Genomic DNA, 25445 nt, shown 5'->3' on the forward strand with positions numbered 1-25445 from the left:
ACACTGCTATTACGCATTTGAAACGTTATGGTTATATTCTTGTTTATTTTTACTGTAAATACATTTCCTGAAACAGCTGTTCCGGAAGGACGAATATAAAATTCCTTACCATTGGCAATGCCTGCTCATTGGCTCTTAAATTAAGCGGTTTCCCAGGGGTACTAAAACATAAAACTAAATCGCATTATATGAAAAGTTCCATCACCTTTTTCCTTATATGCGTTTTATTCTTCTCTTCATCGGCGCAGTATCGCTATCCACTAACAAAAACGGTTGACAGCAGCGATACGTATTTTGGTGTTACCTACAAAGACCCTTATCGCTGGCTGGAAAATCTTAAAGACCCCGAAGCCGTTGATTGGTTCAAACAACAAGCCGATTTTAGTAATGCTGTTTTGAATAACATCACGGGTCGGGATGAATTGATTGCCGAATGGAAAATGCTGGACAAATTGCAACCGCCAGGGACCGGGATGACACGTTATGAAGGGGCACGGGTTTTTTATCTCAAAATAATGCCGGGCGAAAACTTTGGTAAATTATATTACCGCCAGGGCATAATGGGAAAAGAGCAATTGCTTTTTGACCCGACCACGTACATTAAAGGAAAAAAACTTTCTATCCAGGCAGTGCGGGCATCCGGCCTTTCACCTAAAGAAGTAAACAGGAACCAAAGAGGATTATTCCTGGGATTACGGCAATATCACTTGCTTTTTGCCCTTATTACGCGATCTTTTCGCCACAGGCAACATGACCAAAAAAACTTGCATGAATATTCAAACCCCAATGAACCCCATTGGCAAAAACAGGACTATCCTGCTGGGTATCCTCTTATTTTTCTCCGGACAGGTGTTCAGCCAGGTCCAATCCCTGGCCGGCGAATGGCAGTTCCGTTTTGATTCCGTGCAGCAATTGGCCAATATCAAATTGCCTGGCTCCTGTGAAGAACAGGGCTTCGGCACCAAGGCAACGGTCAAGGACTCAAACCGCCTGACCCGCGAATTCAGGTACGTCGGTAAAGCCTGGTACCAGAAAACAATATCGATTCCCCAAAAATGGCAAGGCAAGCGTGTGGAATTATTCCTGGAAAGATGCATGTGGGAAACCGCCGCCTGGCTGGATGGTAAACCCTTCGGCCTCAGGAACAGTTTATCTACCCCGCACCTGTACGACCTCGGCATACTCCCTCCTGGTGAACATACCCTTCTCATCAGGGTAGACAATTCCATCAAGCTTCCCATCGGTGAATGGGGTTTTGCTATTGCTGATGATACCCAGGGCAATTGGAATGGCATTATCGGCCGCATTGAACTCCGCGCCACAGATCCTGTCTGGATTGAACAGGTACAGGTTTTTGCCGGTAACCTGAAAATTAAGATCGGTAACATTACCGGTAAAATGCAACTGGCATCAGTTCAGGATACTCGCGTAACCGTTCCCGTTGGTGGTGCTGTTATTGCGATACCTTTCAAATCAACCTTGCCCAATTGGGATGAGTTCTCCCCCAAAATGAATGCATTGAAAGTTACCCTGAGCACCCCAAAATACAGCGACACGAAAATTATACCTTATGGCATAAGAAGCCTGGCCACAAAAAACGGACAGTTTATCCTGAATGGAAGACCCACCCTTTTCCGGGGGCCGAATAACGAATGCGTTTACCCGAAAACGCAATACCCGCCCATGGATAAAGCCTCCTGGCTTCGGCTATTTACTATTTGCAAATCCTACGGATTCAATTTCATGCGCTTCAATTCCTGGTGCCCGCCTGAAGCTGCTTTCCTCGCCGCCAATGAATTGGGGTATTTCTTACAGGTCGAAATTCCCTTCTGGTCAATTTTTACAGATGAATATGGAGCCCATCCTGCCCGCGAACAGTTCCTCGAAGATGAACTGAAACACATTCTCGAAAACTATGGCAACAATCCCTCCTTCGCATTCATGGCTATGGGCAACGAATCACCCGGACCAATGGATGTACTGGTCAATAAGGGAAAAAGCGTCGATACAAGGATGTTATACCGTTGCCAGGATGGCGATACAATCACAAAGGGTGATTTCGCAGAAAGGGGAACCGAGATCGGCATGCGTGGTGTTAAAGGCCCGACCACCGACTGGGACCGCTGGTCACTAATCCGCACAAAGGAAGTGGAGAAATACAAACAGCTGGACCTGCCAACTATTGGCCATGAACTGGGCCAGTGGGCCAGTTACCCCGACTATGACCAGATTTCAAAGTTCACCGGCAACCTGAAACCATATAATTACGAGAACTACCGCAATTCTCTCGCAAGGCATAATATGGCAGATCTGAACAAATCATTTGCCCGGGCAAGCGGGCAGTTTGCTGTGTCTCTTTATAAGGATGAGATCGAAGGTTGTTTCAGGACTTATCCGTTTGGCGGGTTTGGAATTGTTGAAGCCCGTGATTTTACGGGCGAGGGTGCTGCAATGATCGGCTGGCTGGATGCTTTCTGGGATTCAAAGGGTCTCATTACACCCGAAGCCTTCAGGCGCTTCTGCGGTCCAACTGTTTGCCTGTTGCGTATGCCAAAACGGGTATATACAAACGATGAAGAATTTAATGCGCGAGCAGAAATATCCCATTACGCCCCGAAAAGTTTAAATGGGGCATCCAACTGGAAGATAGAAGATGAACAAGGGAAAATTATCGCCTCGGGAAAATTTGCAAACCGGGAAATTATTACCGGGAAAATCACAGCACTTGGAGAAATCCATGCATCACTGAAAGCAGTTCCCGGACCGGCGCGCCTGATCGTCACCTTGAGTGGTGCGGGGACTTCCAACAGTTGGAATATCTGGGTCTACCCGGACCGGCAACCGGAAATACCCCGGCAGGTTAAAGTTGTGTATGACTTTGATGATGCCACAAAACAGGCATTGGCAAGGGGTGAAAATGTCGTTTTGTTTTCTTCTCCCAATAAGGGTCTGAATGAGATTCAGTCTTCATTTATGGGCCCCGATGAAGTACGTGAATTCCCTGCGGTGACGAAAGGCAGGAGTGCCATTCCCGGTTCTTTTATGCCCGCTTTCTGGAGCATGCGGCTTTTTAACCAGGTTGGTACATTGGGTATTCTTTGTAACCCTAAGCATCCCGCCCTGGCTGGATTCCCGACTGAAGAACATAGCGACTGGCAATGGGCCGACCTGTTGGGAAGGTATACGGCACAGTCCTCCTATAGCATAGCCGGCGATACGGCACAGCATGATTGGAAGGATAAATTCGACAGGTCGAAGGCAATCATTCTTAATGAGACTCCCGCAGATTACCGGCCTATCGTACAAATGATTGACAACTATGAACGTAATTATAAACTGGGACTTATTTTCGAAACTAAGGTTGGAAAGGGGAAGCTGCTTATCTGTTCATTGGACCTTGATACCGATGCCGGTAATCGTCCCGCTGCACGACAATTGAAAGCAAGCTTATTAAACTATGCAGCAGGTAACCAATTCAATCCAACACACGAACTGCCAACTGGATTTTTAGAAAAGATCCTTACCTACTAAATTTAAATAGTATCCGGATGCGGATGAACCCAGGGTGACCGGTAAGGCCTTTGCAAAAGCCTGGTGGCTTCTGCATCGCCAACCACTTCTTTTTTTACAGGATCATAGCGCAATGGCCTTCCTAGTTTCATGGACAAATTTGCCAGGATACAACTTGCCGTGGAGATATGCCCCTGCTCGATATCTGCAACAGGCCTGCTGTGGGTGTTGATAGCATCCAGGAAGTTTAGCATATGCAACCTGGTGGCTGGTGCCGCATGTAACTCAATATCTTTTTCTTTCAGGTCTTCCGGATATTTCTCCCTTTCATACACTGTATCGCGGTGGATCTTTTTACCATTGTCTGCCGGTATGAAATCATATTGCATCGGGCTTCCGCAAAGTGTTCCTTTATCACCATAAATTTTAAAAGCCCAGGGATATTCAGGATCCGAAGCTGTTCCCCAGGTGCGGTGCTGCCATACGCAATTCAATTTATCATAGGCAAAGACCGCTGTCTGCGTATCTGCTATATTGCTTTTACCAGGATTAGGAAGGTAGATCCCTCCTGTTGAACTTATACTGGTTGGCCATCCCAGGCCAAGCATCCACCGCACTGCGTCAAACATATGGATACACATGTCTCCCATGATCCCATTGCCATATTCCATGAATGCACGCCACCAGCCCCTGTGCGGTAAACCGTCATAAGGACGCAATGGCGCGGGACCGGTCCACATCTCATAATCCAGGTAATCGGGCACTGCCTGCGCAGGCGGATTGCTATTGTTGCGCATGTGGTAATAGCAGCACATTTCCACATGATGGATCTCCCCTAACAGTCCGGCATCAACGATATTCTTCTTAGCCTCAATTAAATGCGGCGTACTTCTCCTTTGGGTGCCCACTTGCACAACACGGTCATATTTCCTGGCCGCTGCAAGCATGGCTTCTCCTTCCAGCACATCAACGCTGATTGGCTTCTGGACATATACATGTGCACCGGATTTAATCGAATCAATGGCTTGCATGGCGTGCCAATGGTCTGGTGATCCAATCAGCACGATCTCTGGTTTCTGTTCTGCTAACAGTTTCCTGTAATCGCCGAAAAGAGGAATTTTCTTATTGCTGCCCAACCGAGTGCCAATGAGTTGTGAAGCCTCCTCGAGCTGGTGTTTGTCCACATCGCAGAGCCCGACTATTTCTGTTGGCGCTACCTGCATCAGCCTGAACAGGTCGCTTTTACCATACCAGCCGGTACCGATCAATGCGACCCGCCGTTTGGGCAGATAACCCCATTCATGAAGTCCGGCAGCTTGCAGGGAAGTGAGGGCCAGCAGGGCAGAAGAATTTCTTATGAATTGTCTGCGGTTCAGGCTCATAGCAATTGTTTTTGGTGGATAGACTATTTTAAAGTTAGAGTTAAAATACAATCAATTATATAAATACCAGGTCATATATTTTGCTGCATAATGATTACCTTTTTGATCATGAAACAGTTTCTATTTTTATTGGCAGCTCTTTTTTTACTTAGCCTGTCATCTGAATCACAGGAAAAACAATTGCCTGCCCCTGCTCATATTGAGGCGAACCAAAACATCCCTAAGGAGGTCATTAATACAACCCGTGAATTCAGGGAGCGCCTTTTGGCAGATCCTTATAGGCCTGCATATCATTTTTCTTTTCCCGAAGGTGACGGCCGTCCGGGTGATCCTAACGGGGCATTTTACGCTAATGGGCAATATCATTTAATGTACCTGTATAACAGGGAGGGAACAGGTTTTTCATGGGGGCATGTTTCAAGTTCGGATCTTTTGCACTGGCGCCATCATCCGGATGCAATCATGCCTGGAAATGGAGATGAAGGATGTTTTAGCGGCGGGGCATTTGTTGATGATGATGGCTCGGCAATATTGTCTTATTGGATGCTTTGGGGAAATAAAGGTATTGGACTTGCAAAAAGTACAGACCATAACTTTAACCAGTGGAAGAAACTGGAAAATAACCCGGTTATTAAGTCAACCGAATGGGGTATCACTGATATGAAGGATGCAAAGGGTAAAGAGTTCCATATAGGCTCTGCAGACCCCTCCAACATTTGGAAGAAAGACGGTAAATATTATCTCCTCACCGGGAATTTATTAGTACTCAGGAAATACGGGTCCCGCGGGCCAGGGTTACCTGCAAATATGGAAGATGGACCTGGACTTCCTCCCGACTCGCTGAATTACCAGGGTGATCATCTCTATTTATTTTCATCTGATAACCTGAATCAATGGGAATACCTGCATGAGTTTTATAAATCGGACCGCAAATGGACCGATAATACGGAAGATAATATGTGTCCCAGTTTTTTGCCTTTACCATCCGGGCCGGAAGGCGGGAAGCCAGGTGGCAAACATCTTTTGCTCTTTATCAGCCATAACAAGGGTGCGCAATATTATGTAGGCAACTACGCTAACAATTTATTTTACCCTGGGAGTCATGGCCGGATGACCTGGAATGACAATGCCTATTTTGCCCCTGAAGCCCTGGTGGATGACAAAGGGCGACAAATCACCTGGAGCTGGATATTTGATGACAGGCCCGATTCAGCCATTGATTATAATGGCTGGACAGGCACTTATGGACTGGCCCGGACTTTGTGGTCAGGCGAGGATGGCACGCTCAGGATGAGGCCGGTAAAAGAATATGAAACCTTAAGAATGAAAGAATCCTTGCTTTCAGATGTGAATGTAAACTCTGGTACCGAAGTAAAATTGGAAAAGCCGGGAAATGAATTGATGGAGCTGGAAGTAACATTCCGTCCTAATACTGCTAAGCAGTATGGCGTAAAAGTAAATGTATCTGAAGATGGTCGCGAGGAAACTGTAATTTATTACGATAATTCAGATAAGAAATTAAAGGTTGATACCAGGAAATCCGGTTTAGGACCTGGTCGTAAAATTATTGAAGAAGCGCCACTGGAACTAAAAAACGGGGAACCGCTTGTTTTAAGGATTTTCATTGATAAATCGATAGTTGAAGTATTTGCTAACGATCGCCAGGCGATTGCAAGAAGGGTTTATCCTACACTCGGGGGCAAAGGGATAAGCCTGTTTGCAAAGGGAGGTAATTTGAAAGTAAAAACGGTGAAAGCATGGGAATTGAGCCCGTCTAATCCATATTGATTTAACCAACCAGGTAAGCCAGTCCATCATTTACGGTATCACACAAATCGCTTACTTTTTTTTGCTGGCAAAGGGTCTTGAACTTATCCCTGACAACCTTATAGTCATTATGTATCGGGCATTGATGGGTTGCGGAACATTTACTTAACCCAAGTCCGCATTCCTCAAAAACGTTTTTGCCATCAACGGCATCGATAATTTTAATTATTGCCTGGTTCTTTTGCTTCCCAGTAATAAAGAATCCACCAGTAGGACCTTTTGCACTATTAATTACTTCGGCCTTCACCAGTGTTTGCAGCATTTTGCCAACGGTATGTTCGCTGGCATCAATGAATTCTGCTATTTCTTTAATGCCAGATTTCTCACCGCTCTCAAATTTTGATGCCAGGTAAATAACGGCTTTAATAGCTGTCTTGCAGGTTAAGCTGAGCATTTATTATTCGTTTAAAAAATTCATTCCTTTGGTTGATATCATCTCATGGCTCCAGGGCCGGTCAAAATTTAATGCTACCTGAACATCGTAATTACTGAAGCTTTTACCTAAGTTTTCTTTCACGGCATGTACAATGGATTCACCCATTGGGCAAAATTGCGTGGTTAATGTCATAGTACAATAAAGCTTTTTATCCATCTCATCAAAATCCAGTTGGTAAATTAATCCAAGGTCAACAACATTTAAACCAATCTCGGGATCAATGACATTTTCCAAACCCGCGAGGGCTTCTGTACATTTTATATTGTCGTTGGTAATAACGCTCATAAGGTAACAGGTTTATGCATCATCACTTTTATTACATTCAGGTTATACAATGCAGCTGCGAATAGTAACAGGATAGCCGACAATTGTAAAACAATGATTTCACGGAACAGGATCCCTGCTGTAAATAATGCAAGCCCGGGTATATAAAACAGGATCATCCATTTAAAAATTCCGGCACTGAAGAGGTCTTTTGGGTTAGGTGTTTTTGAAATCCCTGCTTTCAGGTGATATACTTTATTCCATACAATGAAAGGGAGTGTTTTAAAGGTCATTCCCAGGATGATAGAAGCGATCCATCCAAAAATTATTATGAAACCGTAAGCAATAACAAGACTTCTCTGTACTTCATTTGCCATCACTATCGCAATGATAATCCCTATAAGAAAGAGCAGCGGCAGAGACACCAACAGCACAGATAGCAGCGAGATTTTCATTTGTTCGTCCAGTTTCTTGCGAATACGCTGCTGCCAGGAGCGGTAACAATAATTTCCAAATAAAACCAGCGCCATGCCGATAGGAAAAACCGGAAATATCCATATCCATCCACCAGGCCTATAAATAAAAATCAATACGAACAACAATAACCCGGCATTGATCAATCCGTAGATCCACCAAAGAATTTTTGGTTGGTTATATTTGGAAATCATGAACATGGGAATCAGTCTCGAACCAATCCCGATAATCAGTAATAAAAACCAACCGGTTATTCCCATATGTGCATGGAGGGATAAATATTCAACCGAATTCCTGGACAATATCGGGTAACTGAAATTGTACACCAGTAATAACCCTACGGAGGCGGTTGCCAGCAACCATAGTGAAGCGGTTAACACAAATACAGCATGCACATTTTCCTGGCTACTTTTATGCATACTCATTGCCAGGTTTATGACATATGCAATAATGGCAAGAACCACAAGTAGCCCACCCCATTTGGCCGGCCAGCCCATATTAAAAACATAAAAGCCATAAGACAATACCGGGATACCGGCAGCCGCAACTAAAAAGGAAAATAGAGCGAGCTGCTTACTATATAATTCTCCTTCAATCAGCACCGGTACCAACTGGTGGCTGGCGCCGAGAATAATCATTGTGCCAAAGCCCAGAACCATAATATGGGTGATGGCCAATATATGCGGCTGGAAATAATGGTTAATAAAATCACCAGGTGAGAATACCATCAGTAATGTAGCTGCGAAAAATGCAAAGGCAGCATATGTATAAAACGGAAGGACTACATTGTATGAAGTAGTACGTGCAGGTCCGGGACTTCCGTTAAAACTAAGCATGTTGTTCCTTGTAAATTAAGAGCTCAACTTCCGTTTCGCTGATTTCATTGATACGGTAACTTAATTTCCGTTCATTAAGTTCTGGTAGCAGGAATACGGGGATTCGTTTATGATAAACAAAAAGGGCCTTATCCATCGGCAAATTTTCAAGTGCTTCCAGGATGGTATGCATGGGCAAGGGCATTGGCAGGCTCCGGACATCAATGGTTTCCAGCCGGCCTTTAAACCGGTCCAATAATTCTGCCCAGCTTTCAGGCTTCCCTTCTGGTAAATGCAGGGATTCATTAGCATCAAATATCAGGGGCGCCTCTGAATCTTTATAAAAAAAAGTATGCACCAGGTCGTTGCTAATCGTATCAGTAAATGATTTAAAACCCTTCTTACTGAGCAATAATATTAATGGCGTTGGTTCAAAACTATTGACAATCATTAAAACCTTGCCGGATTCCAGCGCTTTTAATTTATACAGGATAATATCCAGCGGGTCTTTTCCGGATTCAATTAATGGCCTTACATCCAATTCGGTAATTTGATCAGCCGGGCAATTTTTCAGGAAATCGGGCATCACGCTACTTATACCAGTTGCTTCCTGTATTGTTGATGTCCTGTCTATCTCAAATCCCAATGGTTGTAGTTTGTTAAAAAAATCTTCCACGGAACAACCCCCCAGTCTGGATGCAGTAGCAATACTCGTCCTGCCTGCAATTACTTTACGTAAAACAGGGTTTCGCAATTTGATGAATTTTGGGGAGAGGCTAACTATAGCATCCAGCGCTTCGGGATTTTGCTTCAGTAGAGCGCCAATTTTTGTATGGGCATTGATTGTCATAATATCCCGGTTTATTTCTGCCAGAAAGCATCCGGCCATTTATCATCAATCTCCTTGCTGTTATTTGACATGCGCATGGTAATAGCTTCCAAATCATGGATGGGCATTGATTCCTGCAGGTGGTTGAATAATTCCCTTTCTTCAAACCGGATATGTTTCTCTAAAAGGTCTGCCAGTTGGCCGGGGAGTGCAGGGTTTTTAGATGCCATATTTGCTACAAGGTTCTTAATCAACTGGTGTTCTCCTTCTGCCTGTTTTCTCAAACTATCATCAGCAGGCAATTTGCTAAAAAGCATTTCCTCTTCTTCCTTAAAATGTTTTGCAAGGTCTTCTTTAAAAAAGTACTGGATATAATTGCAGATCCGTTCAGTACTTATGGCATTGTCCAGGCCCTGCCTGATTTTCCAAACCAATAACAGACCAAAGTGATGGTCTTTGGAAAATGAGACAAGGGCCTGGTGCCGTTTTATAGGAGTATGGTCTTTCATTTGGTGATTCGTTGTTCAATTTCAAGCGCTTTCGGAAACAGGATATTATTTTCAAGATGGATATGCAAATGAAGGTCATCCTCAAATTCGTCAAGCAACCTGTACAATAGGCTGTAGGAGGCACAAGCGTCTTCTGGTAATTTATAATTGCCGGAAAGTTGCCTGATTTCTTCCAGGTTCTTTCCCACCATCTCATGTTCCATCTCCATCATATTGATGGGGTTTTGTACTGTTCCAAAGTGTGCGGCGTGCAATGGTTGTGCATTGTTCAGGCTTGCCACTAATTCTTTGATATAGGGAAACAGTACTTTTTCTTCCTTTATCATGTGGCTTGTAAGTTCTGCATACACTTCTTCTACGAGCTGGTGAATACGAACTAATTCAGGATGCCGGCCGCCATGTACCAGGTTTACTTTTTCTGCATAAGCCCGGATATCGGGTAAATTTTTCCTGACATAGGCGTGATGGGTATTAACAATGTAATCTGCCAGGAAATCAAGGCTCCAGTCCCCGTAAGGAAGTGGCCGGGATGCGGGCATTTTATCTGCCTGTTGCAATTCCTGTTCAATTTTAGTGGTATCGAGCCCTTTTTCTGCACAAGCTTCCTTCACTGTTTTTTTACCACCGCAGCAAAAGTCGATGCCATATTTTTTAAAGATTTGCGCTTTACGCAAGTCCCTTGCAACAATCTGCCCAAGTGTTTCCTCATTTTCTCCCGTGATGCGCTTTGTGATCTGAACTTTCCACCACTCCGGACCCTGTTCAAGGTATTCCCAGGTAAAAATATTTCCCCTTTCCCCCAATAACTGGTAGTATAATGGTTTAGGGTCATGGTCGTTATGGATAGTCAGGCTTTCACCTTCTTCCAGCTCATCAAAACGAACAAAAATGGTGGGATGTTTTTGCCGTGGTTCCAGTAGCGTTACATTCAAGATATTTTCTGCTGTGGCTTGCATATACTGATGTTTAGATTTGAATCAATACTGCAAAGATATAAAGAAATCCATAATAAAAGCATTTAAATACTTTTATTATGGAAATTATTTTAGCCGTCAGCTGTTCACATCCTGGAGAGCGTACTGTTTAATTAAAGCATCCAGTTCTGTTGAAGCATTGTCGAGGGATTTAACAAATTGGTAACCGAAAGGCTCCGATGTATACGAGAACCGGCGGTAGTATTTTATGCCATCTTTGAGATTCTGGTAAAAGGAAGTGTAAAATTTTTTCCTTTTAGAAAATTCCCCCGATTGAAGATCTTCTTCCAGTACTGATTTCAGGTAATCAATGTATATGTGCAGTTCGGCAATAAACATATGTGGCCTGTTGGGGTTGGTAACCAGGTTTTTCCTTCCATAAATATGGTCGGTCATAGTTTGTAAGGACACAACCCTGGAAAAGTTGGCAATATTCGGGCCTGGGCAGATATTCACTTCCTTCCGGTTTTTAACGAAGGTTTCTTTGTAGGTAATGGCTGCCGAATTACTCAGGCCTACGCATAAACATTCTTTGTCCAGCACGTTATTCACCAGCCGCTGGTATTCCTGTTCCGGCAGGTTTTGTGATTTCAGTTCTTCAAGTTTCAGCTTTTGGTATTTTTTAGAAGCTGTACAGATGGGATCCTTTGAAAATTCAGTATTTAATGCCAGGTGTTTTTCGGTACACGGACTACCTGGTTTTCCTTCTTTTATGTGCAGTAATTTTTCATTTTCGGAGCTGGTCCCTTTCAGGTAATGGAACCTTACGCCAAGGGGTGAGTTGCGGCTCAGTACTACATCTTTTTCCTTCGCCTCGCTTAATAGCTTCAGGGTATGATCATCTACAGTAGTTGCTTCCGGAACCAATAGAAAAGGCGTTCCCCATCCTGTACTTGTAATATTATACTGCTGGTGTAAAAAATTATCTTCTTCATGGGTACCAATGCCACCCTGTACAGAAACTGCTATTTCATGAGGGGCGTTAAATTGCCGGCCATTTTTTTTAAGTAGTGCAGCCTGGTATAAGTCAAATATGGAATCAATCAGTTCCTGCCGGTTGGTTTTGAATTCTTCAAGTATTGGGCCCAACAGGTAGCCATCTGTTGCGAAAGCATGGCCGCCACAGTTTAGTCCTGATTCAATGCGGAATTCACTTACCCAAATGCCTTTTTTTGCAAGGTATTTGCCTTGTATCAATGCGGAACGGTAATCACTGACTTTTACAATTACCTTTTTGGCAAACCTGCCATTTTCATCAGCATCAAATTCAGTGCAGTTTTCCAGGTAATTATATAACCTTGGGTTCAAACCGGCTGAAAATACTACGGAAGAATTATCGAGGTTGCTTTTTACAAAGCCCCTTAAAGCAGCAACAGCGTCTGATCCATTTTCCAGTAAAATGCCCCGGCTGTCATAATTATTCCGGTCTACTTTGGTCATGATGTTTACATCAATGCTACCCGGACTAATTTGTTCCCGTAAAAAAGATTCAAGCTTTTCTTTTTCCGCAGGGTTATGGGTTTTCGTCATGCTTCGGTAGAATTGTTTCAGCGAATTATCCTCTGGCAGCATTTCAAAATATTTTTCTATTTCGGAGCCAGCCTCAAACCGAAGCTGCTTTAGTTTTTCAACCTGTGCCTTTACTATGGTATTTATCAGGTTCAGGTAATCTGTAATCCTTTTAGCGCGGTAATCTTCTTCATGGGTAGAAATAGGTTTGTACGCCTGGTTAATAGTCGGGTAATAATGTTTTCTCATCATTTCTATCAACCGGTCCTCGACAATTGAAATAGCGGACGAAATGCCAAACCTTGCTACTTTAATCGGACTGTCAATTGTGTATGCCAGGCCCATTACCGGGATGTGGAATTTGTGTGCTGAAGTATAATTCATATGGTTTTTTTCTTTTTAAAGCAGCTGTTGGTTAAAGCGCATTTATGGACCTGGCTTTACGATCCGGTGTTGATGCTTTCTGAAATATGTTTCTTCAGCAATAACATTTGAAATTCAATCCGCCTGATGGTATGAATTTCAATATTGAGCCACAGGCACCGTAATAATTTCATTTACTATTTCTTTTGTTGTAAGCTGAATATCCTTTTCTTTCAATCCTTTTCTCCTGCTGGTGATAAACCACACTAATGGTATTACACCTCCGGCGGTAAATACCGAACCGCCGATAATTCGCAGCCAGGTAAGCGTTTGGAATGCATTGCTCTCAATAAATGTATGGCTACGGGCAAACCATAAACCCTGTTCAGTGACAGTTTTGAATTGCCAGATTCCTGCCGGGAATAAATCAAGGAATACCATCAGGAGCAAGCCTATATTGATTGACCAGAAGGAAATCTTAATAACACGGGGTTTCCACCATTCTGCCTTAAATAATAATTGACAGCAAAATAATACGGCTGCAATAGCGAGATTTCCATAAACTCCCATAAGGGCGGCATGGCCATGGTTTACGGTTAAGTAGGTACCATGTTCATAATAGTTTGCGATAGGAAGGTTGATGATAAATCCAAGAACGCCGGCTCCGAAAAAATTCCAGAAATTCACTGCCACCAAAAACAAGAAAACTTCTGAAAAGCCAAACCGCTTGCTGGCATCACCATGTGCACCGTTATTATTTTCCAACAGTTTTGGGAGCTTGCTGAACCGCCAGGCTTCCAGGGTTAGCAATACAAGTGGTAATACCTGTAAAGTGGAGAACACGGATCCTAATGCCATAGTGCCAACAGGTTTGGCGTTCCAATAAAAATTATGGGAGATACCGAGTAAACCTGAGCCTAAAAACAATAGCGTGGCCAGGTATATAACACGGGTGGCAGCCTGTTTGCTGACCAATCCCATAACCACCATGAAGTAACCGATCAAAACAGTAGTGAATACTTCAAAAAAAGCTTCTGCCCACATATGTACTACCATCCAGCGCCAGAAATCTGCAATCACGAAATTGGTTTTTGGCGTTGCAATAAAACCTGAAATCAATAGAAAAATAATGCTGAAGGTGGTATATACCAACCAATTGGGTAAGGCCCAGGGCTGCTTCAATTTCATTACCGGTTTAATGCCACGGTAAATAGTAACAGCCCAGAGGATAAACACAACGCCAAGGATTACCTGCCAAAGTTTTCCAATTTCAACATATTCCCATCCCTGGTGGCCCAGCCAGTACCAGTACTTTCCAAGGATTCCTTTTGGTCCCAGCAGCATTCCCGCAAAGGAACCGCCCACTAATACTATGGTAAGCCAGAAAATAGTATTGATAAGCCTGACCTGGCTTTTTGCCTGGTTGGGTGATACCAGTGACATCATAAAAAAGGAAGCGCCAATCCAGCAGGCTGAAATCCATAAAATGGATAATTGTACGTGCCAGCTCCTGGTAACTGTAATTGGTAAAACTTCTGAAATATTAAATCCGAAATAATTGACAAATCCTACAAAATCATGAACAGTTAATATGCCTGAAAGCACCTGGATCCCAAACAGTAAAATGGCTGCGTAAAAGTATTTGTAAGTTGCTTTTTGCACAGCATCGGGTTGAAACTTTTGAATTTCACCCCGGGTCATAAAAGCTTGTGCATGATTGGTATAGGCTTCATCATCCAGCTTTTCAAGTTTTCCATGGTAATACAATACGATACCTAATCCTAAGATCAATCCCAGGGAACCAATTATACTCCATAGCACAATTGCAGCACCTGGTGTGTTACCGGCTTTCGGATCAAAGGGCCAGTTATGGGTATAGCTGTATTGCTCCCCTGGCCTTTCAACGCCACAAACCCAGGCACCCCAGTAGAAAAAGGCAGTTAGTGACCTGATTTCTTTTGCATCTGAAATATATCCGGATGGTTTAAAACCTCCGGGTGCACTGGCATCAGTGAACTTCTGCTGGTAATATTTTACAAGTTCCCCGGTTGCATAAACCTGTGCATCCGTAAGTATTACACGGTTATCTTTTTCATGGTAACTGTTGTTTTTAATTTCAGCTTTTACCTTTTCAGCAACCCCCTTTTCCAGCAAATCAGCATTTACACCATCTTTATACTGCGACAGGTAAAAGTCATTCATGTATAGTGCAACAAGGTGCAATGCCTCTGCGGTATAATCCGGACCGCGATTGGCTCCATCACCAAACATGCTCCCGTATTCCATCAGGGCGTATTTTTGAAAAACTGCCTGTCCGTTTAATACTTCATCGCTGGTAAATATCACCTCGTTACCTGGGGATACATAAGCAGGGATTGGCGGAGCTTCAGTGTAAGTATGTACGCCAATCATAGTAACCCCGGCAATACTGATCACAAAAATAACCAGCAGGGGCAGCCACCAGTTTTTCGGATTCAGCAGGTAAATAATTGAATTATTTTTCGCCATAAGCAGGAATTTGCCGGTAAAAATACTAATTAAGGATATATTTGTCCTTAATTATTTTGCCTGTGGCTTTGGAAGCGATTGGCTATTGATGTACATTCCCTAATAAATAACCTTTCATGTTTTCTAAAGCAACGGAATACGCACTCAGGGCAACTATTTACATCGCCCAAAAAGGTACTGAGGAAAGCAAAATCGGGATAGACGAAATCGCTAAAGCCATCGATTCACCACAATCCTATACTGCCAAAATTTTACAGTCGCTTCGAAAGAATAATAAAGTCATTCGGTCTGTAAGCGGACCGAATGGTGGGTTTTACATGACTGAAAAAGCCAGGAAGCAGTCGGTAAGGGTTGTACTCGAAGCGATGGGAGAAGACGATGTTCTTGAAAAATGTGTACTGGGACTGGCGAAATGTTCTTCAATAAAACCCTGTCCGATGCATTCAAAATATAAAGTCATCAAGGAACAATTGATTGACTTATTTGAAAAAAAAACAATCCAGCAGCTGGCGGATGATATTAATAGTGGTGACGGGTTTATCAGTAACAGGTCCAAGTAGCTTCCATAGATGGTCCTGGCCACTTCCTGGCCGATTCGCCGAGAAAACTCTAGTAAAGTGTGCAGTTCGGCTACGTATCTGAATTTTTAAGGTTTGTCGCTTTTTTTGCTTCCGGGTGGAGTTTGGTTATATTTTCAATACACAACTCCCACGATATGCAAAACGACTGCTGCACAAGACTAAAAATCTTTTCACGGTTCAGCCTGCTGGCAATTTCCGCAATATTTATTTTAGCCAGCTCCTGTAAGCAAAAGCAGGCCGGCACAGAACAAACGGCCACCGTAACTGACAATAATAAACCGGATGATAACAGGTTTACTCCCGTAACACTTACACCGGAAGGGACCCTGGATGAGCCAATGAATTTTGAAGTGCTCAAAAACGGCAAAGTATTTATTGCTGAAAGAAAAGGCGCCCTGAAGCTCTTCGACCCGCTTACAAAAACTGTTTCAGATGCCGGGACAATAGCTGTAAACACAAAATACACCAGCAGGGAAGGAAGGGTGACTGAGGCTGAAGAAGGTTTTAATGGCTTCACCGTTGACCCGAAATTCGAGGAGAACCACTGGGCTTATTTATATTATGCACATCCTACTGAAAAAAAGTTTGTGCTTTCCCGCTGGGACTTGCAGAACGATAAACTCGTCCAGGGTTCTGAAAAAGTAATGCTTGAAATTCCCACACAAAGGGAGGTCTGCTGCCACACCGGCGGCGGCATGACCTGGGATGCTAATGGCGACCTTTACCTGACTGTAGGCAATAATACCGGCAATGTGGCCGATAAATCACAAACCGACGAAAGGCCCGACCGCAGCAGCTGGGATGACCAACGGGGTTCTTCCAATACTAATGACCTTCGTGGAAAAATTTTACGGATACATCCAGAACCGGATGGAACATACAGTATTCCGGATGGAAACCTCTTTCCAAAGGGCACCGCCAAAACAAGGCCCGAAATTTATATCATGGGTGACCGTAATCCCTGGCGCCCTTCCGTCGATAGCAAGACCGGTTATCTGTACTGGGGTGAAGTTGGTCCGGATGCTAACGAAGATACCCGCACAACCCGGGCAGGCATGGATGAATTAAACCAGGCGCGTGGACCGGGTTATTTTGGATGGCCCTATTTTATTGGGGAGAACCGGGCATATCCTTTTTACGACTATACAAAGGATTCTGTTTATCCGGGTAAGGATCCGAAAAAGCCCATCAATCTATCTGTTAATAATACCGGCCTGACGGAATTGCCCCCGGCACAGCCGGCATTTATATCATACCCGTACAGGAGTTCTGAAAAATTTCCGCTGGTCGGTTCCGGTGGCCGTTGCGCAGTAGGCGGACCAATATACCACCAGTCTGATTTTAAAAATGCAACACGTCCTTTCCCGGCATATTATGAAGGCAAATGGATTGCGGCTGACCTTACAAGGGGCTGGATAATGGCCATAACCATGAATGATAAAGGTGATTACCAATCGATGGAACAATTCCTGCCGTCATACCTGCCTATTGAACCCATTGATATTAAATTTGGACATAACGGCGACCTGTATGTGCTTGAGTATGGCAGCAATTGGTTCAGGAAAAGTAATAATGCAAAACTGGTGCGTATAGAGTACAATGCTGGCAACCGCACGCCAACTGTCCATGCATCAGCAAGTGCCAGCGGTGGTGCTGTTCCACTAACTATAAACTTCTCGTCTGCCGGCACCAAAGATTTTGATGGCGATTCCCTGAAATATGAATGGAAGATTACTTCAGCCGGAGGTGCAGCGCCGATGACCTTTAATGAACCAAATCCAAAAGCTGAATTTACACAACCCGGCGAATACACGGCAACGTTAACAGTTACTGATCCGCAAGGTGCCAAAAACAACCAGTCCGTGAAAATCATAGCGGGTAATGAACCCCCGGTAATCAGCCTCAATATTACGGGCAACAAGACTTTCTATTTCCCGGGTAAACCATTGTCCTATACGATCGAAGCAAGTGATAAAGAAGACGGCCGTATCGACCCGGCGCAGGTTGCTGCAAGTATTGATTATACCTCTGAAGGATTTGATTTTGCAGAATTGATACAGGGACAAAGAAGTGTTGATGCTTCAACAAGGTTTGCAGTTGCAAAGGCATTCATCAGTAAAAGCGATTGTAATAATTGTCACCACGTGGATACCAAATCCATTGGCCCAATGTTTATTGATATAGCAGATAAATACCAGGCCAGGTTTGCATGGGCACTGGATTCCCTTCCCAGGAAAATCAGGACAGGCGGAACCGGCGTTTGGGGTGAAGTGAATATGCCCGCCCATCCTTCCATTTCGGAAAATGATGCCCGCACCATCGTTAACTATATCCTTCGTGTAAAGGAGAAAACAATTAGTTCTTTACCATTAAAAGGCAATTACACCCCGAAAATTCCGGAAGGTGATAACGGTAAGGGTAGCATTGTAGTCCGTGCAGCGTATACTGATAAAGGCGCACCATCATCAGCACCACTTACCAGTGAAAAAATAGTCCTGTTAAGAAGTCCGCAGGTGAGTCCGGGTACTGCTGATATTTTCCAGGATGCAAATACCAAGCTGCAAACAATGTTCGCGGTTTCCCTGAATGTAATTCCAAAATCCAATGGCTATATTGGTTTCAGGCAAATTGACCTTACCGGGATAAAACAACTCGAATTAAGCGCTTCAGCAATGCCTATGCAGGGATTTGTTGGCGGGACAATCGAAACGAGGCTTGACGGACCGACCGGTGAATTACTTGCCCAGACTGAAATCGTTGCGGCAAACCCGGTTTTTCCGGGGATGACTGCAAACTCAGTACAAAACGCCGGTGGAGCCAAAGCAAAGACTGGTGCAGATGCAATAAAGCCACCAGCAGCAGCACTTGCTACAAAACAAAATGCAGCGCCTAAAAAAATGCCTGCGAATTTCAATCCTTTTGCAAGGCCGGGTATCAAGGTAGATATCAAACCAATTGATGGCCAGCATGACCTGTATTTTGTTTTCAGGAATGATAAAGCAAAACCCAACGATCAATTAATGTCTTTCTCAAATATCACGTTCATTAACAAGTAATAAATATCAATATGAATAACAGGAGAAATTTTATCAGGAATTCCGGGTTACTGGCATTGGGCGGACTGGTTCTGTCCCGCAAAGGATACGCTGCATTTTTAGAAGAGAAAAAGATGCATCCATTGGGACTACAATTGTATACACTGGGAAGAGTAATTGATAATGACGTTCGTGGCACATTACAAAAAGTGGCTGAAATTGGGTATAAGGATTTGGAATCGGCCTTTAGCATGAAAGGCGGGTATTATGGAATGAAGCCAAAAGAATTTGCGGCGTTAACAAAGGAATTGGGGCTATCCTGGGTATCACATCATACAATCGGGGCGCCATTCAAAATGCCACCGGGTGGATTCAAGCCACCTGCAGGCGCGGATACCACTAAGCAACAACCGCCAATGAAATTCCCGCCGATGATGAACCTGAAAGAGAACCACCAGCAGATTGTTGATGAAGCTGCAGAAGGCGGTGTAAAATTCCTGGTTTGTTCTTCAATTCCCTTAAATACACTGGATGAAATCAAGGAAGCGATTGAGATATTAAACCGGTCAGGTGAAGCAGCTAAAAAAGCGGGACTTACTTTTTGCTATCATAACCATACCCATGAATTTGAATCAGTAGAAGGACAGGTTCCTTATGATATGCTGCTTTCACAGGTTAGCGCAGATCTCCTGAAAATGGAATTGGACCTTGGCTGGGCTACTAAAGCGGGTGCCGATCCTGTTGCTTTATTTAAAAAGTACCCGGGACGTTTTCCCTTATGGCATGTAAAAGATATTACAGCCGAAAAGCAGGCACCGACGGAAGTGGGTAATGGTACTGTCGATTTCAAAAGAATATTTGCGGCCTCAAAAGATGCAGGCATGAAACATTTTTTTGTTGAGCAGGATGGCGCGCCAAACCCGTTGGAAAATATCGCAACAAGCTATAAAAATATCACCACGAAAATACTTGCTTAAAACATGTCCATAGGATTATCACAAATCCTGAAATCCTCATTGAATGTATCTATGTAGGCGACATCTTCTTTGCCCAGTGAAAAACCTGTTGCCTCGAAATTTTCCAGCAGCCTGTTCTTACTGGAAGATTTTGGGATTGTAGAAATGCCATGCTCGAGATTCCATCGCAGTACAATTTGTGCTGGTGTTTTGCCATATTTTTTGGAGAGCTCCAATAGCCTCGGGTCACCCAATTTTTTTCCGCGCGTGATTGGCGAATAAGATTGCAATTGGATTTTTCGTTCCTGGCAATATTCCAGTAAATTTTCCTGGAACAGCCAGGGCGTAAATTCAACCTGGTCCAGCATGGGTGTGAAACTTGAATAACCGGAAAGCTCTTCCAGGAAAGGAACGAGGTAATTGGCAACACCAATAGCCCTGACTCTTTTGTCAGTGTATAATTTTTCCAGCGCCAGCCAGGTTTCTTTCCGTTTCCCGCTTACCGGCCAGTGCACAAGGTAAAGGTCAACATAGTCCAGCTGCAGTTTCCCTAAGCTGGTTTCAAACGCCCTCATAGTAGCGTCAAAACCATGGTCACCGTTGCCCACTTTTGTAGTTATAAAAACTTCATTGCGTGGTAGTCCGCATTTTTTTATTGCCCTTCCGATTTCAGTTTCGTTATTATACAGGGATGCGGTATCAATTAGCCGGTAACCAATTTCAAGTGCATCGAGCGTAGCCTGTTCTGCTTCTTTATCATACATGTCATAAACACCAAGGCCCAGCAATGGCATTTGGATCCCATTGCTGAGCGTGGTGTAAGGTTGTTGTTTGTTTACCATTTTTCTAATCCTAATAATTTTTTTCCTAATTCAGATAATACGGCGGTTTCATATTTTGTCTGTTCCCAATTCCTTGGGTCACCAGGAAATGCATAACCTTCAGGGGCAACCCTGTCGCGCCAGGAAGTAATACGCCATTGGCGTAATGATTCGTTATCTTCTTCAGCAGGCATCATGGAAATATATTGTGCCATACGAACTTTATTACCGCTTAAATTTGGCCGGATACCATGAGGCTGGAGGCTGTTGAAAATAAGTAAATCGCCTGCTTCCATTTTCACTTTCACTGTTTCAAAGCCTGTAGTATCCGGCTTAAAATGGTCGCGGTCTTCCGGCTGTGTAAGCTTCCAGGTATCATACGTGCGGAACAATTCAGGGATACACTGGAACCCACCCATGTTTTCATCATCCTGGTCAGCAAGTGCCAATACACCCTGAACATTTACAGGTTTGGTTTCCGGATCATAATCCCAATGGATAAATCCCTTGTATTCAAATCCTGGCCGTATCGGAAAATTCAGGTTGGCGCGATCAATGGTAACCCAAAGTTTTTCAGTCCCCCAGATATCTGCAAAGGCATCATAGACCTTTTGCATCTGGCGGTTATTCCATAAGTGCTGGTTGTTGTAAACTTCAACCATACCCGTATTGGTCAGTTCTTTCATTTTCATTTCTGCACGTGGCGGGGTATACCAGGTTTCCGGATTATCGGGATCCTTCTCTTCAAACTCCCAAAGGAACCGGGCAGTAGCCAGGGCCTGTTCACGGGGCACTGCATTTTTAATAACGATGTAACCATTTGTGGTCCAGAAATTCCAGTCTTCTTCGCTCAAAACACGCAGTGGTTTACCATTGCTGCGGTCGTTCAGGCTGGTGGCACTGCTTTTTGCAGTTGAAGGATTGCCCGGAATATCTTTATGGGCATTGTTGGGCATCATTGCAGGTGCCATTGTTGGCTGAATCGTGGGTGCCATTGTTTTTTGTTCCATAAAATGCTATTTAGGTGGTGGTGTTTGCAATCCAGCGAACGGTATAAATCCTGGAGTTCATGGTGCAATCGTTTTTGTGAATTATATACCAAAAATACAACCTGCTATAAGCGGGTTCCTACCCCTGTAATCGCAAGTATTTGTGCTGTATTGACATTTTTTGTAAATTATTGGCACAAAAAACACAACCCAGGACAAAATCTTCCAAATTGAAAGTAAAACTTGAAGCCATACAACCCGATGCGGACAGTTCTTTCAAGATACTACTAACGCCTAAATTAAATGAACTGTTTTACTGGCATTTCCACCCGGAATATGAAATTGTATATGTAGAAGCCGACAATGGTATCCGGCATATCGGCGACCATATTTCCAAATATGCAGGAAGTGACCTGGCCCTGATAGGGCCAAATATTCCCCACCTGAATTTTGATTATGGTGTGAAGACCATTGCAGAAACAGTGGTCGTGCAGATGAAAGAACATTTTTTAGGTGCATCATTTTTTGGCCTGCCTGAAATTGCTGCCATCAATGATTTATTTGAACGGGCAAGGAGCGGATTTGCTTTTTATGGAGAAACAAAAAGGCTGGCCGGTAATAAATTAAAAACACTTACGACGCTTAACCACTTTGACCAATTAATCACCTTATTGCAGGTTTTCCAGCTGTTAGCATCAAGTGAAGAATTTATTCCATTGAATACCCGGCCGATTGCCAGGGCTTCTGTTTTAAAAGAGCAACAACGCCTGCATAAGATCTATCATTTTATAGAATCCCATTATACAGAAACCATCGATGTACATGAAGTGGCGGCGCTGGTAAATTTATCTACCCCTGCATTTTGCCGTTATTTTAAGAAATCAACACACCTGACCTTCACCGACTTCTTAAACCAGTACCGGATCAACCAATCGAAAAAATTGTTGATGCAGGACATGTCGGTCACAGATGCCTGTTATGAAACTGGATTTGAAAACCTGTCCCACTTTAACAAGACCTTCAAAAAATTTGCGGGCGAGAATCCTACAGCCTTCAGGAAAAAGCAGGTGGTTTTTTAAAAAGTTAAACAAGATGGTTTTGAAACCGGACGGATTGCGTATCAAAACCGGACAGTGTACCCTCTTTATATTACCATAATATGTTGATCTTTATTTATTTATGAAATTGGCATTGCATTAGTAGCGACAGGAGTGGGAAAAATATTCTGTTATGCTGACCAACTATTTCAAAATTGCCTGGAGAAACCTGTTCCGGAATAAACTGCATACTTCGATCAATATCGGTGGATTAATCATTGGTTTTACCATTGGGATTATTATCCTGATGGCCGTGTACACCCAATTGCGGTTTGATAATTTTCATAAGAACGGTAACCGGATCTACCAGGCCTATAATGTCTTCAACAAAAAGACCGGTGAAGATATTGGCAATTCCTTTGGTTACCCGGCAGCACCAACTTTTAAAGCAGAAGTCCCGGCTATAGAAAAATCTACCCGTTTCCTGAATGGCGGGAAAAAATTAATTTATAATAACAAAGAGCTTTCCGTAACAAATATGATGGTGGATGAAGACTTTTTATCCATCTTCAGTTTTCCTGTCGTTAAGGGCAACAGTGGCAATCCGCTCACACGCTTAACAGATATTGTTATTACCGAATATGCTGCAAAAAAGATCTTTGGTAATGAAGACCCGATCGGGAAAACCGTCAATGCCTCCGCAGGCGAAACCATGCAGGCGCTGACGGTTTCTGCAGTACTAAAAGATTTCCCTGTTAACTCAAGTATAAAATTTGATGTACTGACCCGTATTGAAAACCGGTCGGATTATGCCATCAATAAAAATCGTTGGGACAACCAGCACCACCCGGTGTATGTGCTATTAAAAGAAAGTGCCACACAGGCACAGGCCGAAGCACAACTGAAGCAGGTTAACCAAAAGTACTTGCCTGAATGGTATACAGAGATGAAAAAAGACGGCGGCCTTCCCGATAAGCAAGGCGACCTATGGGCTACAAGATTACTGCCCTTAAGTAAAATACATTTTAGCCCAAGGGTGAATGGACGCTCTACCACCAGCTATGCACAAATTGCTTCAATACTGATTGTTGGTTTGCTGATCATTCTAATTGCCAGTTTCAATTTTATCAATATTAACCTGGCGAATGCTTTTACGCGAAGCAAGGAAATCGGCGTACGGAAATGCCTGGGTGCAGCAAAAGGCCGGTTATTCGGGCAGTTATGGAGTGAGAGTTTCCTGGTCTGTGCAATTGCTTTCCTGGGTTCACTTCTAATGATCAAATTAGGCGGTCATTATATTACCAATATCCGGGAGTTGAATATTGACATGAATGAAATTATGCTACAGCCAGTGTTTATCGGCCTTTCACTTGGACTCTTATTGTTTGTTTCCCTGGTCGCCGGCGGTTATCCTTCATGGCTGATGGCAAAATTTAAGGTGGTAGAAACGCTCAAAGGAAAGCTGAGCCTGCAGCGGAAAAGCATTTTAAGGAATGCACTGATCGTGGCACAATTCTCCGTAGCCTGTATCATGATCACCTGCACTCTGGTGATATACCGGCAGTTCCAATACCTGCAATCCGCTGACCTGGGCATCAACAAAGACTATATGGTCAGTATTCCTTTATACAATCCGGAAAAAGGAAAAGAAACGATCAATAAACTAAGGACCAGGTTGGTGAATGATCCGGAAATCCTTTCCATAACCGGCAGCAATATCAATATTGGCGAGGGTCTGGACAGAAGCACCAGCAGATCGAGAATCGGGTTCGATTACAAAGAAAAAAATATTATTACCAATTTGGCGGCGGTGGACTACGATTACCTGAAGACCATGGGCCTGAAGGCGATTGATGGAAGGGATTTTGACATGGCTTACGGAGGCGATTCCTTATACAATGTGCTGGTTTCCGAAAGTGTGGCAAAGCAGTTCAATGAAAAGAACCTGGTAGGCATGGACCTGCTGATTGACAGTGCGGGACCCCGCTGGCATGTTGTGGGTATCTTCCCCGATTTCCATTTGTATTCCCTGCATGAAGCTATACACCCGCTCACCTTAACAATGTATAAAAATGACAGGTTATCCTATTGTTTTGTAAAAATATCTTCCCGGCATGTGATCTCAGCAATGGAGACACTAAAAAATGAAATGGCCAAACTGGAACCCGGCCATGAATTCATGGGAAGCTTTGTAGAAGAAAATATAAACAACTGGTACAGGCAGGAAAAAATGATGTCCGTATTATTCAGCATTGCCGCTTTTGTTTCTATTGCGCTTTCCTGTATGGGACTGCTGGCCATGGTATTGCTGGTCATCCAGCACCGCGTTAAGGAAATTGGTGTCAGAAAAGTCCTCGGGGCCAGCGTGCAAAATATTTCATTGCTGATATCAAAAGAATTCCTTTTGCTTGTGGTGATCGCGGTATTGATTGCGACACCTATTGCCTGGATAGTCATGCATAAATGGCTGCAGGATTTTCCTTACCAGGCCGAAACGCCATGGTGGATCTTTGCCGGCGTAGCATTTTTAGCTATCCTCATAGCGCTGCTGACCATTAGCGTGAATACCGTGCGTGCGGCCATGCAAAACCCGGTGAAAAGCCTGAGGACAGAATAGCTATACTTC

Annotated in this window: 18 protein-coding genes; 7 read left to right on the plus strand and 11 right to left on the minus strand. The window is 43.7% G+C overall.

The window, feature by feature from the left end; genetic code table 11:
* Window positions 1-188 precede the first annotated feature (188 nt).
* Window positions 189-899, plus strand: a complete 711-nt coding sequence (locus LAQ65_RS09845; RefSeq protein ID WP_224116792.1) for a hypothetical protein — start codon at window positions 189-191, stop codon at window positions 897-899.
* Window positions 900-3533: 2634 nt separating this feature from the next.
* Here LAQ65_RS09845 and LAQ65_RS09850 read toward each other — a convergent pair.
* The gene (locus LAQ65_RS09850; RefSeq protein ID WP_224116793.1) at window positions 3534-4892 is read right to left on the minus strand and encodes a Gfo/Idh/MocA family protein; all 1359 of its coding nucleotides are present in this window, start codon (window positions 4890-4892) and stop codon (window positions 3534-3536) included.
* A gap of 108 nt (window positions 4893-5000) precedes the next feature.
* Here LAQ65_RS09850 and LAQ65_RS09855 point away from each other — a divergent pair, with 108 nt between their 5' ends.
* The gene (locus LAQ65_RS09855; protein WP_224116794.1) at window positions 5001-6680 is read left to right on the plus strand and encodes a glycoside hydrolase family 32 protein; all 1680 of its coding nucleotides are present in this window, start codon (window positions 5001-5003) and stop codon (window positions 6678-6680) included.
* A gap of 1 nt (window position 6681) precedes the next feature.
* Here LAQ65_RS09855 and LAQ65_RS09860 read toward each other — a convergent pair whose 3' ends face one another.
* From LAQ65_RS09860 to LAQ65_RS09895, 8 genes are all read right to left on the minus strand, one after another.
* Window positions 6682-7113 carry an RrF2 family transcriptional regulator gene (locus LAQ65_RS09860; protein ID WP_224116795.1) on the minus strand — a complete coding sequence of 144 codons (432 nt, stop codon included), beginning with the start codon at window positions 7111-7113 and terminating at the stop codon, window positions 6682-6684.
* A gap of 3 nt (window positions 7114-7116) precedes the next feature.
* Complete coding sequence (locus tag LAQ65_RS09865) at window positions 7117-7440, minus strand: metal-sulfur cluster assembly factor (RefSeq protein WP_224116796.1); 324 nt, start codon at window positions 7438-7440, stop codon at window positions 7117-7119.
* A complete protein-coding gene (locus tag LAQ65_RS09870; RefSeq protein WP_224116797.1) occupies window positions 7437-8729 on the minus strand; it encodes a cytochrome C oxidase subunit I in 1293 nt (430 codons plus the stop codon). Before LAQ65_RS09870 ends, LAQ65_RS09865 begins: the two co-directional genes overlap by 4 nt.
* A complete protein-coding gene (locus LAQ65_RS09875) occupies window positions 8722-9558 on the minus strand; it encodes a DUF2249 domain-containing protein (protein ID WP_224116798.1) in 837 nt (278 codons plus the stop codon). The genes LAQ65_RS09870 and LAQ65_RS09875 overlap by 8 nt, the downstream gene beginning before the upstream one ends.
* Window positions 9559-9569: 11 nt before the next feature.
* Window positions 9570-10046 (minus strand): hemerythrin domain-containing protein, encoded by a 477-nt coding sequence (locus LAQ65_RS09880; protein WP_224116799.1) that lies wholly within the window; start codon window positions 10044-10046, stop codon window positions 9570-9572.
* Window positions 10043-11002: an iron-sulfur cluster repair di-iron protein gene (gene ric / locus LAQ65_RS09885; protein WP_224116800.1), complete on the minus strand. Its 960-nt coding sequence runs from the start codon at window positions 11000-11002 to the stop codon at window positions 10043-10045. Before ric ends, LAQ65_RS09880 begins: the two co-directional genes overlap by 4 nt.
* Window positions 11003-11098: 96 nt before the next feature.
* Entirely contained in the window at window positions 11099-12913 is a 1815-nt protein-coding gene (locus LAQ65_RS09890; protein ID WP_224116801.1) for a hypothetical protein, read from the minus strand.
* A gap of 138 nt (window positions 12914-13051) precedes the next feature.
* Window positions 13052-15400, minus strand: a complete 2349-nt coding sequence (locus tag LAQ65_RS09895) for a nitric-oxide reductase large subunit (protein WP_224116802.1) — start codon at window positions 15398-15400, stop codon at window positions 13052-13054.
* 116 nt (window positions 15401-15516) lie between these two features.
* On the opposite strand from LAQ65_RS09895, the gene LAQ65_RS09900 reads away from it, so the two are divergent.
* The 3 genes from LAQ65_RS09900 to LAQ65_RS09910 all read left to right on the plus strand — a co-directional run bounded on the left by LAQ65_RS09900 (window position 15517) and on the right by LAQ65_RS09910 (window position 19993).
* The gene (locus tag LAQ65_RS09900; RefSeq protein ID WP_224116803.1) at window positions 15517-15960 is read left to right on the plus strand and encodes an RrF2 family transcriptional regulator; all 444 of its coding nucleotides are present in this window, start codon (window positions 15517-15519) and stop codon (window positions 15958-15960) included.
* A 155-nt stretch (window positions 15961-16115) separates the two neighbouring features.
* Window positions 16116-19037 carry a PQQ-dependent sugar dehydrogenase gene (locus LAQ65_RS09905; protein WP_224116804.1) on the plus strand — a complete coding sequence of 974 codons (2922 nt, stop codon included), beginning with the start codon at window positions 16116-16118 and terminating at the stop codon, window positions 19035-19037.
* Window positions 19038-19048: 11 nt separating this feature from the next.
* A complete protein-coding gene (locus LAQ65_RS09910) occupies window positions 19049-19993 on the plus strand; it encodes a sugar phosphate isomerase/epimerase family protein (protein WP_224116805.1) in 945 nt (314 codons plus the stop codon).
* Here the strand turns inward: LAQ65_RS09910 and LAQ65_RS09915 are convergent.
* On the minus strand, window positions 19990-20814 hold the full coding sequence (locus LAQ65_RS09915) for an aldo/keto reductase (protein ID WP_224116806.1): 825 nt from the start codon (window positions 20812-20814) through the stop codon (window positions 19990-19992). The genes LAQ65_RS09910 and LAQ65_RS09915 overlap by 4 nt on opposite strands.
* On the minus strand, window positions 20808-21803 hold the full coding sequence (locus LAQ65_RS09920; RefSeq protein ID WP_224116807.1) for a phytanoyl-CoA dioxygenase family protein: 996 nt from the start codon (window positions 21801-21803) through the stop codon (window positions 20808-20810). The genes LAQ65_RS09915 and LAQ65_RS09920 overlap by 7 nt, the downstream gene beginning before the upstream one ends.
* 209 nt (window positions 21804-22012) lie before the next feature.
* Here LAQ65_RS09920 and LAQ65_RS09925 point away from each other — a divergent pair, with 209 nt between their 5' ends.
* Window positions 22013-22861 (plus strand): AraC family transcriptional regulator, encoded by an 849-nt coding sequence (locus tag LAQ65_RS09925; protein ID WP_224116808.1) that lies wholly within the window; start codon window positions 22013-22015, stop codon window positions 22859-22861.
* A 151-nt stretch (window positions 22862-23012) separates the two neighbouring features.
* Complete coding sequence (locus tag LAQ65_RS09930; RefSeq protein ID WP_224116809.1) at window positions 23013-25436, plus strand: ABC transporter permease; 2424 nt, start codon at window positions 23013-23015, stop codon at window positions 25434-25436.
* Window positions 25437-25445: the final 9 nt, after the last annotated feature.

Source organism: Flavihumibacter profundi (genome assembly GCF_020076305.1).
Classification (GTDB): Bacteria; Bacteroidota; Bacteroidia; order Chitinophagales; family Chitinophagaceae; genus Flavihumibacter; species Flavihumibacter profundi.